General features: G+C 71.3%; 16 protein-coding genes. 8 read left to right on the forward strand and 8 right to left on the reverse strand.

The genetic code is table 11. The features are described from left to right. Positions 1 to 162: 162 nt before the first annotated feature. The 8 genes from PH203_RS30155 to PH203_RS30190 all read right to left on the reverse strand — a co-directional run bounded on the left by PH203_RS30155 (position 163) and on the right by PH203_RS30190 (position 10310). The gene (locus PH203_RS30155) at positions 163 to 786 is read right to left on the reverse strand and encodes a TetR/AcrR family transcriptional regulator (RefSeq protein ID WP_289923855.1); all 624 of its coding nucleotides are present in this window, start codon (positions 784 to 786) and stop codon (positions 163 to 165) included. 441 nt (positions 787 to 1227) lie between these two features. Then, positions 1228 to 1815, reverse strand: coding sequence for a TetR/AcrR family transcriptional regulator (locus PH203_RS30160; RefSeq protein WP_289923856.1), 588 nt, complete (start codon positions 1813 to 1815; stop codon positions 1228 to 1230). Positions 1816 to 1988: 173 nt separating this feature from the next. After that, positions 1989 to 4406 (reverse strand): glycoside hydrolase family 95 protein, encoded by a 2418-nt coding sequence (locus PH203_RS30165; protein ID WP_289923857.1) that lies wholly within the window; start codon positions 4404 to 4406, stop codon positions 1989 to 1991. Positions 4407 to 4481: 75 nt separating this feature from the next. Continuing rightward, positions 4482 to 5543 carry an ABC transporter permease gene (locus tag PH203_RS30170; protein ID WP_289923858.1) on the reverse strand — a complete coding sequence of 354 codons (1062 nt, stop codon included), beginning with the start codon at positions 5541 to 5543 and terminating at the stop codon, positions 4482 to 4484. Beyond that, positions 5536 to 7044, reverse strand: a complete 1509-nt coding sequence (locus PH203_RS30175; RefSeq protein ID WP_289923859.1) for a sugar ABC transporter ATP-binding protein — start codon at positions 7042 to 7044, stop codon at positions 5536 to 5538. The genes PH203_RS30170 and PH203_RS30175 overlap by 8 nt, the downstream gene beginning before the upstream one ends. 20 nt (positions 7045 to 7064) lie before the next feature. Then, positions 7065 to 8135 (reverse strand): sugar ABC transporter substrate-binding protein, encoded by a 1071-nt coding sequence (locus PH203_RS30180; protein WP_289923861.1) that lies wholly within the window; start codon positions 8133 to 8135, stop codon positions 7065 to 7067. A 112-nt stretch (positions 8136 to 8247) separates the two neighbouring features. Next, complete coding sequence (locus tag PH203_RS30185) at positions 8248 to 9006, reverse strand: SDR family oxidoreductase (protein ID WP_289923862.1); 759 nt, start codon at positions 9004 to 9006, stop codon at positions 8248 to 8250. After that, entirely contained in the window at positions 9003 to 10310 is a 1308-nt protein-coding gene (locus PH203_RS30190) for an enolase C-terminal domain-like protein (protein WP_289923863.1), read from the reverse strand. Before PH203_RS30190 ends, PH203_RS30185 begins: the two co-directional genes overlap by 4 nt. Positions 10311 to 10613: 303 nt before the next feature. Here PH203_RS30190 and PH203_RS30195 point away from each other — a divergent pair, with 303 nt between their 5' ends. From PH203_RS30195 to larE, 8 genes are all read left to right on the forward strand, one after another. Beyond that, complete coding sequence (locus tag PH203_RS30195; protein ID WP_289923864.1) at positions 10614 to 11318, forward strand: FCD domain-containing protein; 705 nt, start codon at positions 10614 to 10616, stop codon at positions 11316 to 11318. A gap of 164 nt (positions 11319 to 11482) precedes the next feature. Beyond that, positions 11483 to 12334 carry a fumarylacetoacetate hydrolase family protein gene (locus tag PH203_RS30200; protein WP_289923865.1) on the forward strand — a complete coding sequence of 284 codons (852 nt, stop codon included), beginning with the start codon at positions 11483 to 11485 and terminating at the stop codon, positions 12332 to 12334. Continuing rightward, positions 12334 to 13329: an aldo/keto reductase gene (locus tag PH203_RS30205; RefSeq protein WP_289923866.1), complete on the forward strand. Its 996-nt coding sequence runs from the start codon at positions 12334 to 12336 to the stop codon at positions 13327 to 13329. The genes PH203_RS30200 and PH203_RS30205 overlap by 1 nt, the downstream gene beginning before the upstream one ends. Then, entirely contained in the window at positions 13326 to 13559 is a 234-nt protein-coding gene (locus PH203_RS30210; protein ID WP_289923868.1) for a hypothetical protein, read from the forward strand. Before PH203_RS30205 ends, PH203_RS30210 begins: the two co-directional genes overlap by 4 nt. Further along, positions 13556 to 14836, forward strand: coding sequence for a nickel-dependent lactate racemase (gene larA / locus PH203_RS30215; protein ID WP_289923869.1), 1281 nt, complete (start codon positions 13556 to 13558; stop codon positions 14834 to 14836). Before PH203_RS30210 ends, larA begins: the two co-directional genes overlap by 4 nt. Then, positions 14833 to 15522 carry a nickel pincer cofactor biosynthesis protein LarB gene (gene larB, locus PH203_RS30220; protein WP_289923870.1) on the forward strand — a complete coding sequence of 230 codons (690 nt, stop codon included), beginning with the start codon at positions 14833 to 14835 and terminating at the stop codon, positions 15520 to 15522. The genes larA and larB overlap by 4 nt, the downstream gene beginning before the upstream one ends. Continuing rightward, positions 15519 to 16700, forward strand: coding sequence for a nickel pincer cofactor biosynthesis protein LarC (gene larC / locus PH203_RS30225; RefSeq protein ID WP_289923871.1), 1182 nt, complete (start codon positions 15519 to 15521; stop codon positions 16698 to 16700). The genes larB and larC overlap by 4 nt, the downstream gene beginning before the upstream one ends. Continuing rightward, positions 16690 to 17514, forward strand: a complete 825-nt coding sequence (gene larE / locus PH203_RS30230) for an ATP-dependent sacrificial sulfur transferase LarE (protein WP_289923873.1) — start codon at positions 16690 to 16692, stop codon at positions 17512 to 17514. Before larC ends, larE begins: the two co-directional genes overlap by 11 nt. The last annotated feature ends 8 nt before the right edge of the window (positions 17515 to 17522 follow it).

Genomic DNA, 17522 nt, shown 5'->3' on the forward strand with positions numbered 1-17522 from the left:
AGACTCCGCTGGGGATGTTCCGCAGCATCCCCATAGGCGCACCACGAGCGGCTCTTCAATTCGTCTGCCCCGGGCACTGCAACGTTGAGTGCCCGGGGCAGACGGGTTTCCTCGCGCGGGCACCGGTGGGCCGGTTCGGCCGGCGCATTCGCCCGTGGCTGGTCAGGCGTCGTCGCGCAGGTGGGCAAGCCCGCTGAGGAGGAGTTCGAGTCCGAAGGAGAACTCGTCCTCGATCGGAACGGGCATCGACCCGGCGACGGTGGCCGTTGCCGGGAACAAGGCTGGATCGACGCTCTGAAAGACGGCAGACAGTTGTGCGTCGTCGAGTTGCCCGCCGCCATGACCGTTGACCTGTATGGCGAATCCGAGGACGTAGCGCGAGAGGGTGGCAAAGGCGTGCGCGGCCAGTCGCGGCGGGAAGCCGCTGTCCAGGAGCGCGGCGACACAGTGCTCCCGCAGCGCCATGGCGTTCGGCCCCAGGGGAATCTCTTCGACCATCAGGCGCGCCGCGTTCCGGTGCCGGGCCAGGGCCTCGAACATGGTGTGCGCGACCGTCCGCAGCGCTTGCTGCCAGCCCATCGCGAGGAGTTCGTCGCCCTTCAGTTCCACGGCGCCGAACATGCGGTCCACGACATGGGCGACCAGCGCCGCCCGGTTGTCGAAATGCCGGTACAGCGTCGCCGTGCCCGAGCCCAGGCGCTGGGCCAGCGTCCGCATCGAGAGAGCGTCGGCCCCTTCATCGTCCACGATCTGCAGTGCGGTGGAGACGATGCGCTCCAGCGGCACGGGCGGACGCCCCGGGCGCCGAGCCGATGCCGTGGTCGCTCGCACAGGACCAGCTGCTGCCACTGAACGTCCACCTCCTCGGCCAGCACCATAACAGCAACACCGTATCCAGTATGAAGATCGCCGGTTGGGCACGGAGCGTCGGCGCCCCCCTCGATCAGCCCATCGACGACCGCTCATCCGAGGTCGGCGACCGCTCCGATACCGTCCTGGACGTCGCCCGGATTGCCCGCTGGTCCTGCCCTCCCGCCGCGAGCCACGCGAACACGCCTGCATCGTGATCGGCGACTGGCTGCACCGGCATGTGCGGTGTTCCTCTGCGGGCGCCCCGGCCAACCTCTTGACGAAGGAGTCCTTCGAGCCGAGATCCTGAGCCGTCGTCACTGCCGGGCGGGTGCGGTCAGCGAGCCATGACGAGTGGCTCCTCGAGCCACGTCGGTCTCAATCACCCGTGCCCGCATCACCGTTGCCCCTGTGGCCCAGTGCGCCAAGGCCCGCGGCAATCACCACATCGGTGCGCTCGGTCCACCTGGCCTCACGGTTCGCCATCATCGTGACGGTCACAGCACCGATCGCGGACACCACCCGCACATGCCGTTCCTCATCAGTCCAGACACCGGGATCGAAGGCCTCCATCAACATGCGCTGCGCCCCGGAGAGGCGCTGCATGATCTCGGGCTCTCGCGTCAGCCAGAAGGCGCCGACGATGAGCGCACCAGTGCCCGGCCACTCCTCGATCAGCTCGACCATTGCACCGAGCAGGGCGGCGTCCCGCTCGAGGCCGACCGGGAGGCCCTCACCCGCGGCCGCCACTCGTGCGGCATGTTCCTCCGCGCGAGCCACCACGGCGTCCTGGATCCGCTCCTTCGAACCAAAGCGCTTCAGCACTGCCGCCTTGGAGTAGCCGGCACCGTCAGCGATCGCCTGCACGGGGCCCTGAGCGAACCCGTGCCGCGCAAAGACGAAGGCCGCCACGTCGATCAGGGCACGATCGATCTCCTCGCTGGTGGGCCTCACTGTTGGCTTCATAGCCAAAGGTTACCGTTTCGGTCAGCAAGTGACCGAAACGGTAACACCGTCCTCCGCAGTGACCAGACATCCTCGGCCGGGAGGCTGTGCGCTGCTGCCGACAACCGGACGTGATGAGCCGATGCACATCTGCGTGCTCAGGGCCGAGCACCTCGCACAGCCTCGAGCGTGCGTCACAGCGGTGTGACCACGTACTTCTCGCCGCCCTGGGCGTCGAACACGACGACGGTGCTTTCGGGACGCTTGACCTCGGTGCGGGCACCGCCCTCGGCGCGCACCGCGACCGGTGCCGCGGTGCGCAGCCGGACCGCGCCGGTGCGGCGTGCCGCAAGGCGGGCGTGGGTCAGCGCGCCGTCGCTCCAGGAGACGTCGACGGTGAGGGCGCCGCGGGCGAGGAGGCCGGTGACCTGGCCCTGCGGAAGCTGCGGGGGCAGGGCCGGCAGGAGGTGGACCTCGTCGGTGTGGGACTGCACGAGCCATTCGGTCACGCCCGCGGTGGCACCGAAGTTGCCGTCGATCTGGAACGGCGGGTGCAGGTCGAACAGGTTCGGAGCGGTGCGCTCGGGAGTGAGGAGGTCGGTGAGGAGTTTGTAGGAGCGCGATCCGTCCTCCGCGCGCGCCCAAAAATTGATCTTCCAGGCGAGGGACCAGCCGGTCCCGGCGTCCCCGCGCATGGCCAGCGTCTTGAGCGCGGCCTGGAACAGTTCCGGGGTGCCACGCTTGGTGATCTGGTTGCTCGGGTGCAGACCGTACAGGTGGGAGACATGGCGGTGCTGCCGCTCGGGGGCGTCGGCGTCCCAGTCCTGCTGCCATTCCTGCAGTTGCCCGAGGGCGCCGATTTTCATGGGCGGGAGCTGGGCGCGGGCCTGGCGTACCTGGGTGGCGTAGGGGCTGGTGATGTCGAGCGTGTCGCAGGCGGCGAGGTAGCCGTCGAACAGGTCGCGCAGGATCTGGTTGTCCATGGTCGGCCCCGCGCAGGCGGACACACCGTTGTGGTGGGCGTTCTCGGGCGACACGGACGGGCAGGTCACGAGGTGGCCGGTGGTGGGGTCGGTGACGAGGGAGTCGAGGAAGAAGCGGACGGCCCCCTCGACGACCGGCAGGCGTCGGCGCAGCGCCTCGCGGTCACCGGTGAAGCGGTAGTGCTCCCAGACCGAGGTGGCGAGCCAGGCGCTGCCGGTGGGCCACATGCCCCAGAACGCGCCGTCGACCGGGGCGGTGCCGCGCCAGGCGTCGGTGTTGTGGTGGGCGACCCAGCCGTTCGCGCCGTACTGCACCCGCGCGGTCTTCTGTCCCGCCTGGGCGAGGTCGTCGAGGAGGGCGAAGATCGGATTCCAGCACTCCAGAAGGTTGGTGGTGGAAGCCGGCCAGTAGTTCATCTCCGTATTGATGTTGATCGTGTACTTGGAGTCCCAGGGCGGGGAGAGCTGGTCGTTCCAGATGCCCTGAAGGTTGGCGGGCTGAGTGCCGGGGCGGGATGAGGCGATCAGGAGGTAGCGGCCGAACTGGTAGTGCAGAGCCACCAGTTGAGGGTCGTCGGAGTGGGCGAAGGCGGTCACCCGTCGGTCGGTCGGGGCGTTGGCGGCATCCGTGACGCCGAGGTCGAGCGAGACGCGCCGGAAGAGGGCGCGGTGGTCGCGCACATGGCGGGAGCGCAGCTGTCCGTAGGGGGTGTCGGCGGCGGCCTTCAACGGGCGCTCGGCGCGGGCGCGGTGGTCGCCGGAGGCGTCGCGGTAGTCGTTGTAGCTGGTGCCCACGGACACCAGCAGGGTCACCGCGTCGGCGCCGGTCACGGTGAGCGTGCCGTTCTCGCTGCGCACGGTGCCGCCCTCGGCGCGGGCACGGACCAGCGCGCGGAAGCGGACCCGGCCGGTGATGCCCTCGCGGGTCTGCCCGGTGCCCTCCAGTGCGGCGGTGACCCGGTCGGGGGAGGACTTCTCGGTCTGCTGAGGGCTGTCGAAGGCGGCGGTGAGCGAGAGGGCGCCGGGGGTGTCGGCGGTCAGCCGGACCACGATCAGCTGGTCGGGATGGCTGGCGAACGCCTCGCGGCGGTAGGCCACGCCGCCGCGGGTGTACGTCGTCGTGGCCACGGCGGTGTCGAGGTCCAACTCCCGCCGGTAGGAGCCGACATCACCCGTGCCCGGGAACGTCAGGCGCAGATCGCCGACGGTCTGGTACATCAGTTCCCCGACCGGGTTGCCCAGGAAGGTCGAGTCGATCAGGTCCTGGGCCGGGCCCCATTGGCCGGAGAAGATGCGGCGCCGTATCTCGGGGAGGTTCGCCAGGCCCTGGGGGTTGGCCGGTTCGTAGGGGCCTCCCGCCCACAGCGTGTCCTCGTTGAGCTGGAGCTGTTCGGTGTCGACGCCGCCGAACACCATGGCGCCGAGGCGGCCGTTGCCCAGGGGTAGGGCCTCCAGCCACTGGCCCGCGGGCTTGCCGTACCACAGGGCCAGGCGTGAGGCGTCGGGGGCGGCGGCGTCGGCTGTCTGCGCCGGGGTCTGCGCCGGCGTGGCCGCCGCGGAGGCCGGGACGCCGACGGCCAGTGCGGCCGATGCCGCCGCGGAGGTGACGAGAAAGTCTCTTCGTTCCATGGGAATGCCTGCCTTTCGGTGCGGGTCGGGCTGGCCATTCGGGAGCGGAGCGGGACGGTGCGCAGGAGGGGGTGGCTAGTCCTGGGCTTTGCCTCCGGTGATGCGGGACAGGGCCAGGGCGACGAGGATGATTCCGCCGTTGAGGGCGCCGATCCACTGGGCGGGGACACCGCCGAGGGTGAGGACGTTCTGGATCAGGAACAGCAGCAGGATGCCGGTGAACGCGCCGAAGACCGTGCCCTTGCCGCCGTTGAGGCTGATGCCGCCGATGACGGCGGCGGCGAACACGGTGAAGATGTAGCCGTTGCCCTGGGCGGAGGCCACCGAGGCCAGGCGGCCCGACAGGAGCAGGCCGCTGAGCGCGGCGAGGACGCTCGCGGTGACGATGACGATCCACAGCACGCGGTCGGTGCGGATACCGGCGGCCTTCGCCGCGTCGACGTTGCCGCCGATCGCGTAGAGGGAGCGGCCGAAGCTGGTGAAGCCGAGCACGACGATGCCGATGGCGAAGAGGATCAGGCAGATCCACACCGAGGCGGGCATGCCCAGCCACTGGGTGGTGCCGAGGTAGAGCATCGACTCGGGCAGCTGGAAGAAGGTCTGGCCGCCGGAGATGCCGGTCAGGATGCCGCGCAGCACGATCAGCATGCCGAGTGTCACGATGAAGCCGTTGAGCCCGAACCGGATGATGAACAGCGCGTTCACCACGCCGATGAGGAGGCCGACCGCCAGGGTGACGGGGATGGACCAGGCGCCGGGCAGCAGCCCGACCCCGTGTGCCGCGCCCACCGGGACGGTGAGCCAGGCCGCGACGCCGGGGGCGAGCCCGACGGTGGACTCCAGGGAGAGGTCCATCTTCTTGACGATGAGGACCAGGGTCTGGGCGAGGACCAGCAGGGCGATCTCGGACATGGTCTGCAGCACGTTGATGAGGTTGTCGGGCTGCAGGAACACCGGATTGACGAGCTGGCCGACGATCGCCATGACGATGATCGCGGGGATGAGCGCCAGGTCCCGCAGCCGGGCGAAGGCCAGCCTCCGCCCGGCTGAGCCGGTGGTGGCCGGCTGCTCGCTCGCGGGGTCGGGCGGGCCGTCGTGGGGACTCTTCGCGGCGGCCGCGGTTGCGCTCTCAGACATCGAGGTCCACTCCTTCCATCGCGGCCACGAGTTCGTGGTCGTGCCAGCCGCGGGCCTTCTCGGCCACTACTCGGCCCTGGAACATCACCAGGACCCGGTCGCACATGCGCAGGTCGTCGAGTTCGTCGGAGGCGATGAGCACCCCGGTGCCGGACTCGGCGATCTCCTCGACCTTGTCGAGGAGGAACTCCTTGGACCGCACGTCGACGCCGGCGGTCGGATTGATCAGGACCAGCACCTTCGGGCCGCTGGCCAGGGCGCGGGCCATGACGACTTTTTGCTGGTTGCCTCCGGAGAGTCCGGAGACGGGCAGCTCGGGCCCCGGTGTCTTGATCGCCAGGTTCTCGATCATGGACCGGGCGTAGGCGTTCCGGCGGCGGCCGTCGATGAAGCCCGCCGGCCCGAGCCGTTCGGGGATGGTGAGCGTGCCGTTGTCCGCGATGGACATCTGCGGTACGTAGCCCTGGTGATGGCGGTCCTGCGGGACGAAGCCGGCGCCGGCCTTCAGCGCCGCGGGCACGCTGCCGGGCCGTGGACGCACCCCGGCGATCCGCACCGTGCCGGTGTCGGCGGCGCGCAACCCGACGACCGTCTCGGCCACTTCGATGCGGCCGCTGCTCGCCGCGCCGGCGAGACCGACGATCTCCCCGCCGCCGATGCGGACGGACACGTCCTCGTAGGTCCCGGTGAGCGTCGCGTCCTCCACGACGAGTACCTCGGGGGAGGAGGTGTCCGCGGAGCGGCGGCGGGCCCTGGCTGTTTCGGTGGCACCCTCGCCGGTCATGGCGGCGACCAGTTCGGCGCGGGGCAGTTCGGCCACCGGGGCGGTCAGGATGTGCCGGGCGTCGCGGAACACCGTGACCGTGTCGCAGATCTCGTAGATCTCCTGGAGGTGGTGGCTGATGAACAGGAAGGTCACGCCCTGCCGTTGCAGATCCCGGATGCGGGCGAAGAGCCGGTTGATCGCGGCTCCGTCCAGCTGTGCGGTGGGTTCGTCGAGGATGATGAACCGGGCTCCGAAGGACAGGGCGCGGGCGATCTCCAGGAACTGGCGCTGCTCGACGTCGAGTTCGCCCGCCGGGGTGCGCACGTCCACGTCGACCGACCAGGTCTGCAGCAGTTCGCGGGCCCGGTGGCGCACGGTCCGCCAGCTGATCAGGCCGCCGCGGCCGCGGTCGTGCCGGTTGAGGAAGAGGTTCTCGGCGACCGTCAGCTCGGGGATGACGGTGGACTTCTGGTACACGCAGGCCACCCGCTGCCGCCAGCCGTCCCGGTCCGCGAGCCGGGGCGCCGGCTCGCCGTTGAAGGTGACCGTGCCCTCGTCCGGGGCGTGCAGTCCGGTGAGGATGGAGACCAGCGTGGACTTGCCCGCGCCGTTGCGTCCGACGAGTGCGTGGGTCTGCCCGGGGGTGATGGTGATCCGGGCGTCGCGCAGCGCCACCGTGGATCCGAACCGTTTCGTTATCGCCGCCGCCTGGGCGACGGGCGCTGCCGTGGACATGTCTGCCAATCGCCTTCCGGTCAGCTGAGGTTGTTGCCCCACAGGGACTTGTCGTCGCTCTTGAGGCTGGGGACCCCGCCGTAGGTGCCGCCGTCGGCCGTCACCAGGGGCGCGGAGAGCTGGTCCTCCAGAAGTCCCTCGCGGACCTGGATGATCGTGCTGTCGTGGTCGGTCTTGCCGGGCTTGAACGTCTTGCCGTCGATCGCCGCCTTCAGGTAGTAGAGGGCGTACTTGGCGTAGAGGTCGGCCGGCTGGGAGACGGTGGCGTCGATCTTGCCCGCGGCGATGTTCTTGAGTTCCTCGGGGATGCCGTCGTTGGAGACGACGAACACGTGCTTGTCGTCGTCGGGGTCGACCAGCAGGCCCTTCTGCTTGAGCACCTGCAGGGTGCCGGAGAGCGCGAAGCTGGACTGCATGTAGACGCCCTTGATGTCGGGGTGGGCGGTCAGGTCGGTCTGGAGCTTCTGGGCGGCGACGGCGCCGTCCCAGTTGGTGGCCTCGCCGAAGACCTTGATGTCCGGGTAGTTCTTCTTCATGCAGTCGTTGAACGCCTCCGTGCGGTCACGGCCGTTGACGGAGGCGAGATCGCCCTGGAGCATGACGACCTTGCCCTTGCCGCCCAGCTTCGTCCCCAGGAACTGGCAGGCCTTCTCGCCGTAGGCGCGGTTGTCCGCGCGGACGACCATGTACACGTTGCCGGTGTCCGGGCGGGTGTCCACGGAGACGACCGGGATCTTCTTCGCCTCCAGCTGCGCCAGGGTGGGCGCGATGGCGGCGGTGTCCTGCGGCGCCATCGCGACGCCCTTGACGCCCTGGCTGATGAACGTCTGGACGTCGGCGGTGAGTTTGGCGACGTCGTTCTGCGAGTTGGTGGTCTTCAGGTCGAGTTCGAGTTCCTTGGCGAACTGGGGGGTGTACTTGATGTACGAGTTCCAGAAGTCGGTGTCGGAGCGCGGGTAGTCGACGCCGACCACGGTGGAGCTGCCGCTCGAGGTCGAGGCGGATCCCGAACCTCCGCAGGCGGTGAGTGCGGTGACGGACAGGGCGGCGAGGGCGCCGAGGCAGGCGTACCTGGTGGACCTGAGGTGCATGGCTCGCTCTCCTTGCTTACGGGTCGCGCGGGTGGACTGGTTGCGGGACCGGGTGTCCGGTGTGCGGGTGCCGGTCGCGAGAGGAGACGAAGGGGAGGGGGAAGGGGCGGGGTCAGGTGCGCGGACGGATCCGCAGACCCTGCATGCCGCCGTCGACGGCGAGGTCGGTCCCGGTGGTGGAGCCGGACAGGGGGCTTGCGAGGTAGGCGATGGCGGCAGCGACCTCGTCGGCGGAGACGAGCCGGCCCATCGGCTGGCGGGCGTTGAGGGCGGCGCGTTCGGCCGCGGGGTCCGCGGCGCGGTCCAGCAGGCGGCCGATCCACGGGGTGTCGGCGGTGCCTGGGTTGACGCAGTTGACGCGGATCTTGGAGTGCACGAGGTCGGCCGCGGTCGCCCGGGTCAGGGCCAGCACGGCGCCCTTGGTCGCGGAGTACAGCACCCGGTCGGGCAGCCCTGCGGTGGCGGCGATGGAGCAGGTGTTGACGATGGCCGCGCTGTCGGAGCGGCGCAGATGGGGGAGGGCGGCCCGGGTCACCCGGACCATGCCGACGACGTTGACGTCGAACACCCGGTGCCACTCGTCGTCGGTGTTGTTCTCGATGGTGCCCTGGGCGCCGATGCCGGCGTTGTTGACCAGGATGTCGATGCCGCCGAGCACCCGTGCGGCCTCGGCGACGGCCTCCCGTACGCCCGCGTCGTCGGCCACGTCCGCGCGGATCCCGAGCAACGGCTCGGGCAGGCCGTCGGGCTGGAGGTCGAGGCAGGCGACGCGGGCCCCGCGGGCGGCCAGCAGCCGTGCCGTGGCCAGTCCGATGCCGGAGGCACCGCCGGTGACGAGGGCGGTCAGCCCCGCGCAGTCGGCAGCGCTCATCCGCCGGCCTCCGTGCTCCAGACCGGGCCGTCGGGGTAGCGGTGGTCCGCCAGGGACCGCGGATGGAGTTCGGCGCTGATGCCGGGGGCGGACGGGGCGAGATAGCGGCCGTCGCGGATGCGCACCGGGTCGGTGAAGTGCTCGTGCAGATGGTCGACGTACTCGATGACGCGGTTCTCGGTGGTGCCGCTGACGGCCACGTAGTCGAACATCGCCAGGTGCTGGACCATCTCGCACAGACCGACCCCGCCGGCGTGCGGGCACACCGGGACGCCGAACTTGGCGGCGAGCAGGAGGACGGCGACGTTCTCGGTGACGCCGGCGGTGCGGCTGGCGTCGAGCTGCAGGATGTCGAGGGCTTCTGCTTGCAGGAGCTGTTTGAACATGACCTGGTTGTGGGTGTGTTCGCCGGTGGCCACCTTGACCGGTGCCACGGCCCGGCGGATGGCGGCGTGCCCGAGGATGTCGTCCGGTGAGGTGGGCTCCTCGATCCAGTACGGGTCGTAGGGCGCGAGCGATGCCGTCCAGTCGATGGCCTGCTGGACTCCCCAGGCCTGGTTGGCGTCGACGGCGATCCTGATGTCCGGGCCGACCGCCGCGCGGGCCAGCCGCATGCGGCGCTGGTCGGCCTCGCGGTCGGCGCCGACCTTCAGCTTGATCTGACCGAACCCGTCGGCGACCGCCTCCTTGGACAGCCGCACCAGCTTCTCGTCGTCGTAGCCGAGCCAGCCGGGGGTGGTGGTGTAGGCGGGGTAGCCGTGGTCCAGCAGGTGCGCGGTGCGTTCGGCGCGGCCGGGTTCGGCGCGGCGCAGGATGTCCAGGGCCTCGTCGCGGGTGAGGGCGTCCTGGAGGTAGCGGAAGTCGACCAGGTCGACGAGCTGTTCGGGGGAGAGTTCGGCCAGCAGCCGCCATACCGGCTTTCCGGTGCGGCGTCCGTACAGGTCCCAGACGGCGTTGACGATCGCCGCGGCGGCCATGTGGATGGCCCCCTTCTCCGGGCCCAGCCAGCGCAGTTGGCTGTCGCCGGTCAACCGCCGGGAGAAGGCGCCGGGATCGGCCAGCACCTCTTCCACCGGGAGCCCTGTGACCAGCGGGGCCAGGGCACGTACGGCGGCTACCTCGACGTCGTTGCCGCGTCCCACGGTGAAGGCGAGCCCGTGGCCCCGGTCCCCGGAACTCGTGCGGATCGTCACGTACGCCGCCGAGTAGTCGGGTTCGGGGTTCATGGCATCGGAGCCGTCGAGGTCCCGCGAGGTCGGGAACCGTACGTCGACGGCCTCGACCGCGCTGATGAACTCACTCATCGGGCCCGGCACCTTCGGTTCGCAGAATCCGGTGTCGCGTCGGCTCCATGGCCACCACCCATCGTCGTGTGTCAACGAGATGTCCGCTCTGCCACGGCAGACGCCGGACATGGGATGGATTTATAGAGTCGCCTTGCTTGGGTGTCCATACCCCGGGAGGGAAATATGTGAATGGGAGCATCCCACCTGCCTGTTTACGGCGAAGAAGTGTCCGTGGGTCTTTCGAGTCATCCGACCTCTTCCTGAGTCATGGGATGTATTGCTACGCTGCGGCCGCCCGGGCAACGAGGAGGGAGCAGCCGCATGTCACTGACCGACAAGGCCATCGGCCGCATCAGGGACCTCATCCAGTCCGGTGAGCTGCCGCCGGGTGCAAAACTGCCGCCCGAGCAGCAGTTGGCCGCGGAGCTGGGCCTGTCCCGCAATCTGATGCGGGAGGCGGTCAAGGCACTGGTGGTCGCACGGGTGCTGGAGATCCGCCGGGGCGACGGCACCTACGTGACCAGCCTCGAACCGGAGCTGCTGCTGAGCAGCATCGGATCGGCGGTGGAACTGCTGCGCGGCGACACCCTGCTGGAGCTGACCGAGGTGCGCCGACTGTTCGAACCGGTCGCCACCGCACTGGCCGCCACCCGCATCTCGGCCGGTGAACTGGCTCAGGTGGAGCGGCACCTGGACGCGATGCGGGCGGCCCGGGAGGAGATCGAGCGGCTCATCGAGCACGACGCGGCGTTCCACCGGGCGGTGGTCGCGGCCACCGGCAACGCCACCCTCGCCGCCCTGCTGGAGGGTATCTCCAGCCGCACAGTGCGCGCACGCGTCTGGCGCGGTCTGGTCGACGACAACGCCGCCGCCCGCACGGTCGCCGAACACGAGGCGATCTTCCAGGCACTGGCCGCCGGCGACGCCGACCTGGCGCAGGCGGCCGCCCTCCTGCACGTGAGCACCACCGAACAGTGGCTGCGCGAACACCTGGAGCCGAACGGCACCGTCCCGGCCCGGCAGTGAACATCGGGCGGCTTCGCCCCACCCTCGACCGTCACCTGTCACCCGTCACCCATCACGCGTCACCTGTTACTCGTCTACCCGTCACCCGTCACCCGCCCCATGCCCGGCCGCCCGGACGGCCGTGTGTCACGGGCAAGCACGTTCGCTCAGTGAGGAGCACTTCGATGAGGTTCCTGCGCGTGGGCCCCGCGGGCTCGGAGCGTCCCGCCGTCCTCGATGTCGACGGCCTCGCCTACGACCTGACCCCGCTGACCGCCGACATCGACGGCGCCTTCCTGGCCGGTGACGGCGTGGAGCACGCCCGCGCCGCGCTCGCCGGAGGAACTCTGCCGCGCATCGATACCGGGGGACAGCGCATCGGAGCACCGGTGGCACGCCCGGGCAAGGTCGTGTGCATCGGGCTGAACTACGCCGATCACGCCGAGGAGACCGCGACCCCGCCCCCGGCGGAGCCGGTCGTCTTCATGAAGGCGTCCAACACCGTGGTCGGACCCGACGACACCGTCCTCGTCCCGCGCACCAGTACCCGCACCGACTACGAGATCGAACTCGCGGTCGTCATCGGCCGCACCGCCCGCTACCTGGACTCCCCGGCTGCCGCCGCCCGGGTCGTCGCGGGCTACGCCATAGCCGACGACGTCAGCGAGCGCTCCTTCCAGCACGACCGCGGCGGACAGTGGGACAAGGGCAAGTCCTGCGAGACCTTCAACCCGCTCGGCCCCTGGCTGGTGACTCCCGACGAGACCGACGACCCCCAGGACCTGGCACTGCGGCTGTGGGTCAACGGCGAACCGCGCCAGCACGGACACACCAAGAACATGATCTTCGGGGTGCACCATGTCGTGTGGTACCTGAGCCAGTTCATGGTGCTGGACCCCGGCGACGTGATCAACACCGGAACCCCGGCGGGCGTGGCCTTCGGCGCCAACGACTTCCCCTACCTGCGGGCCGGTGACGTGGTGGAGGCCGAGATCGACCGGCTCGGCCGTCAGCGGCACGTCGTCGGGCAGGCCTGATGTCCGCCGCGGCGCACCCCTGGTATGCCGAACGGGTCCCCCTCGGCCGCTCCGGTGTCACCGTCAGCCGCCTCGGGCTGGGCACCGCACCGCTGGGCGGACTGTTCTCCGCGGTCGGCGAACGGGAGGCCACCGGCACGCTGGAGGCAGCCTGGGCGGCCGGGATCCGCTCCTTCGACACCGCCCCGCACTACGGCGCCGGACTCGCGGAGCGACGGCTCGGCGCGTTCCTCACCGGCCTCGGTAAGGAACGCGCGGACTGCACGGTGTCCACCAAGGTCGGCCGGCTGCTCGTGCCGGGCGAATCCGCGCCGGGGGACGAGGACTTCCACGGCGAACCGGGCCTGGTCAGGATCCGCGACTACAGCGCCGACGGCGTCCGCCGCTCCCTCGCCGAGAGCCTCGAGCGCTCCGGCCTCGACGCCTTCGACACCGTGCTCGTCCACGACCCGGACGACCACTGGAAGGAGGCCCTCACCGGTGCCTACCCAGCCCTTGCCCGGCTGCGCGCCGAGGGAGCGGTCCGGGCGATCGGCGTCGGGATGAACCAGACGGCGATGCTCACCCGCTTCGTCACCGAGACCGACCTCGACTGCGTCCTCGTGGCCGGCCGCTACTCCCTGCTCGACCGCAGCGCGGCCGGTGAACTGCTGCCCGCGTGCGCCGAACGCGGGGTGGGCGTCCTGGTCGGCGGGGTCTTCAACAGCGGCATCCTGGCGAACCTCGCACCCGACGCCACCTACGACTACGCGCCGGCCCCCGAAGCGGTCCGGCGCCACGCCCTCGCCCTCAGCGAGCGCTGCGCCGCCCACGGCGTGGCGCTGGCCGCCGCGGCCCTGCGGTTCCCCCTGCGGCACCCCGCCGTCACCGGCATCGTCGTCGGAGCCCGCAGCGCCCAGGAGATCACCGTCAACGTCGCACACGCCGACGCGACGATCCCCGAAGAGCTGTGGACGGAACTCGACGCCCTCGAACGCGAACGAGAAGGATCGTGAACAGGATCGACGCACACCGAAACGACCGGTGGCCGGCCTCGGCGCCCGGACCCGCCCCGGGCCGCGGCCTGCGCACGGCGGCATGGACAGGCCTCGCCCACGACCTGGGCCTCGCCCCGGCCGAGCGTTCCCATGTCGTCGCCACGACAGCGGAACGCGCCTACGCACTCGGCGCCGGCGCCCGGCCGGGACGATCCGCGCCCGGCGGCCCGATGGAGGTGACCCGGTGAAAGTCCGCCTCGCCTACGGCCGGTCGGGGCTCGACATCGACGTCGATCCGCGCCGGGCGACGGTCGTCGAACCCGTCCACCACGAGGCAGCCGCGGACCAGATGGCCGCCCTGCGCGCGGCGCTGCGCGACCCGGTCGCCGGACCACCGCTGCGCGAGCGCGTCCGCCCCGGCCAGACCGTGGCCATCTCGGCCTGCGACGGCACCCGCCCGCAACCCCGCCACCTGATGATCCCGGCCGTCCTGGACGAACTCGAGGGCATAGTCCGCCGGGAGGACGTGGTGATCCTCGTCGCGACCGGCACGCACCGCGGCAACGACGAGGCCGAACTGCGGGCGATGTTCGGCGACGAGATCGTCGACGGCGTACGGATCGTCAACCACGACGCCCGCGACGCGGGGCAGCTGGCGTGGATCGGCACCTACGGCAACGGCGTCCCGGTGTGGCTCAATCGCGCGTGGTGGGAGGCGGACGTCCGCATCACCACCGGCTTCGTCGAACCCCACTTCTTCGCCGGCTTCTCCGGCGGCCCGAAGCTCGTCGCCCCCGGGCTCGCCGCGCTGGAGACCGTGCTCGTGCTGCACGACGCGGCCCGTATCGGCGACCCGAACGCCACCTGGGGCATCACCCACGGCAACCCGGTCCACGACGACGTGCGCGCCATCGCCGAGGCCACCGGCGTCACCTTCGCGCTGGACGTGGTGCTCAACCGGGACAAGGACATCGTGGCCGCGTTCGGCGGCGACCTGCTGCCCATGCACGTGGCCGCGACGGCCACGGCCAAGCGGATGGCGATGCGCCCCGTCGAGGCCCCGTTCGACGTCGTCGTCACCACCAACTCCGGCTTCCCGCTGGACCAGAACCTGTACCAGGCGGTCAAGGGGATGTCGGCGGCCTTCCAGGTGGTCCGGCCCGGAGGGACGATCGTGTGCGCGGCCGAGTGCCGCGACGGCTTTCCCGACCACGGCTCCTACCGTCAGGTGCTGGCCTCCGCGCCGTCCCCCGAGGCCCTGTTCGCCGCCATCGGCGCGCGCACCGAAACGGTTCCCGACCAGTGGCAGGTGCAGATCCAGGCCCGCATCCAGTCGGGCAGCCGCGTCATCATGCACACCTCCTTCCTCAGCGACGAGGAACTGGCCACGGCCCATCTGCGCCAGACCCGCGACATCTCCGCCACCGTCGCCGAGGCGCTGGCCGCCGCGGGCCCTCACGCCCGCGTGTGCGTCCTGCCGGAAGGCCCGCAGACCATTCCCTACATCGGACGGGGGCGGCCGTGAACGACGTGCTGGACCTGGGATACGCCCGGCTCGACCTCGGCCGTGAGGCCCGCCAGGGCCTGCCGGAGGTGGTCTACGGGCCCGGCAAGACCGTGGAGCAGATCGCCGGAATCGTCACCGGCCTCCTGCGCCACAACACCGGACCCGTGCTCGCCACCCGCGTCGATCCCGAGACCGCGGCGGCGGTCCTGGGACAGCTGGACGGCGGAACGTACGACGAGAAGGCCCGGCTGCTGACCTGGCGGCCGGCCGCCACCGGGACGTTCTCGGTCGTGGTGGCGGCCGCCGGTACCTCCGACGGCCCGGTGGCCGCGGAGGCCGCCGCCGTCGCCTCCGCCGTCGGGCTGGACACGACGGCCGTCCACGACGTCGGAGTGGCGGGCCTCGACCGCGTCCTTCAGGTGCGCGGCCTGCTGCAGCAAGCCGACGCGGTGATCGTGGTGGCCGGCATGGAAGGCGCCCTCGCCAGCGTCGTCGGCGGTCTCGTGCGCGCCCCGGTCGTCGCGGTGCCCGTCTCCACCGGATACGGCGCCTCACTGGAAGGCGTCACCGCGCTGCTCGCCATGCACGCCTCCTGCGCCGCCGGGGTGACCGTGGTCAACATCGACTCCGGATTCTCCGCGGCCATGGCAGTGCACCGCATCGCCCAGGCCGGACAGGCGGCAGACCGCGGAGGCGCCGAGTGATCTGCTGGATCAACCCGTTCACCGGACTGGCCGGGGACATGCTGCTGGCCGCCCTGATCGACGCCGGCGCCCCGCTGGAACACATCCGGTCCGCCGTCACCGCCACCGGCCTGACCGGCTGGGACCTGACCGCCGAGCGCATCACCGACCACGGGCTGGCCGCCACCCGGATCCACGTGGAGGTCACCGACCCGCACACCGAGCGGCGGGCCGCCGAGGTGCTGGAGCTGGCCTCCCGGGCATCCCCCCGGCCCGTCGCGGGCCTCGCCGTCGCCGCCGTGACCGCGATCGCCGAGGCGGAAGCGCGGCTCCACGACGCCGACCCGGCCGACGTCCACCTGCACGAACTCGGCGGCCACGACACCCTCGTCGACATCGTCGGCAGCGCCGCGGCCCTGCACGCCCTCGGCGTCACCGACGTCGTCAGCGCGCCCCTGCCCCTCGGCCGCGGCCGGATCGATGCCGCGCACGGCGTCCTGCCCTGCCCCGCGCCGGCCACCCTCGCCCTCCTGACCGGAGCCGCCGTCACGGGCAGCGACCTGCCGGGTGAGACGGTGACACCCACCGGCGCCGCGCTGCTGCACGCCATCGGAGCCCGCTACGGCCCGCCCCCGCCCATGACCCTGGGCGCCACCGGCTACGGCGCGGGCACCCGCCGCCTGCCCGACCGGCCCAACGTCGTCTCCGTCACCCTCGGTTCCCCTCTTGTCCGCGCACCGGACGAGGACGTGGTCGTGCTGGAGACCAACCTCGACGACGTCACCGGCGAACTCCTCGGACACGTCATCACCCGGGCACTGGAGGCAGGCGCCCTCGACGCCTGGACCACCCCGGCGGTCATGAAGAAGGGCAGACCCGCGCAGATCCTGCACGTCCTCGTCCACCCCCACCAGGAACGACGGCTGCGCGACCTGGTGCTGACCGAGACCGGCACCCTCGGCATCCGTCGCATCGGCGCCACCCGCACCGCACTGCCGCGCGCCTTCGAGACGGTGCAGGTCGACGGACACCCCGTACGGGTCAAACACGGTCCGCACGCCGCCAAGCCGGAGCACGACGACGTGGCGGCCGCGGCCACCGCACTGGGCAGGCCCCTGCGTGCCGTCGCGGCCGACGCGCTGCGGGTGAGCCGGGCAGGAACGATGACGACGAGCCAGGAGGAAGACCGTGGCCACTGACGCCACCTTGGAGCACCGGCTCACCGACCGCATACGCGCGCTCGGCGGCCCGGTCGCCGTCGCCTACTCCGGCGGCGCCGACTCCGCGCTGGTCCTCGCCGCGGCCGCACGGGTGCTGGGACCCGAGCACGTCCTGGCCGTCACGGCCGTGTCGGAGAGCCTGGCCGACGGGGAACTCGGCGCCGCCCGACGGCTCACCGACGACCTCGGCGTCACCCATCTCACCCCGCGCACCCACGAGTTGGCACGCCCCGGCTACCGGGCCAACGGCCCCGACCGCTGCTACTTCTGCAAGTCCGAGGTGCTGGACACCATCGCGGCGCTCGCCCGCGAACACGGCTTCGAGACGGTGGCCACCGGCACCAACGCGGACGACGCCGCGGACCCCTACCGGCCGGGCATCCGCGCCGGCCGCGAACGCGGCATCCGCACCCCGCTCCTCGACGCCGGCCTGACCAAGGCGGACGTCCGCCGCCTGAGCCGGCACTGGTCGCTGCCCACCTGGAACAAACCGGCGACACCGTGTCTGGCCAGCCGGGTCCGCTACGGCATCGAGGTCACCCCCTACCGCCTGGCCCGCGTCGACCGCGCCGAGGCGGCCGTGCGGACCCTGCTGTCCGAGGCCGGACTGGAGGTCACCGACCTCCGGGTCCGCGACCTCGGCGACCTGGCCCGTGTCGAGGTGGATCCGGCGCTCGTCACGCAGACCGCCGCACTGCCGACCCTCGGCGCCGCGCTCACCGCCGCCGGCTTCACCGACCTGCCCCACCAGGTGGAACCGTTCCGCTCGGGACGGCTCAACACCGAGCCCTGACGCCGAGG

Origin of the sequence: Streptomyces sp. S.PB5 (assembly GCF_030403745.1) — a bacterium.
Classification (GTDB): Bacteria; Actinomycetota; Actinomycetes; order Streptomycetales; family Streptomycetaceae; genus Streptomyces.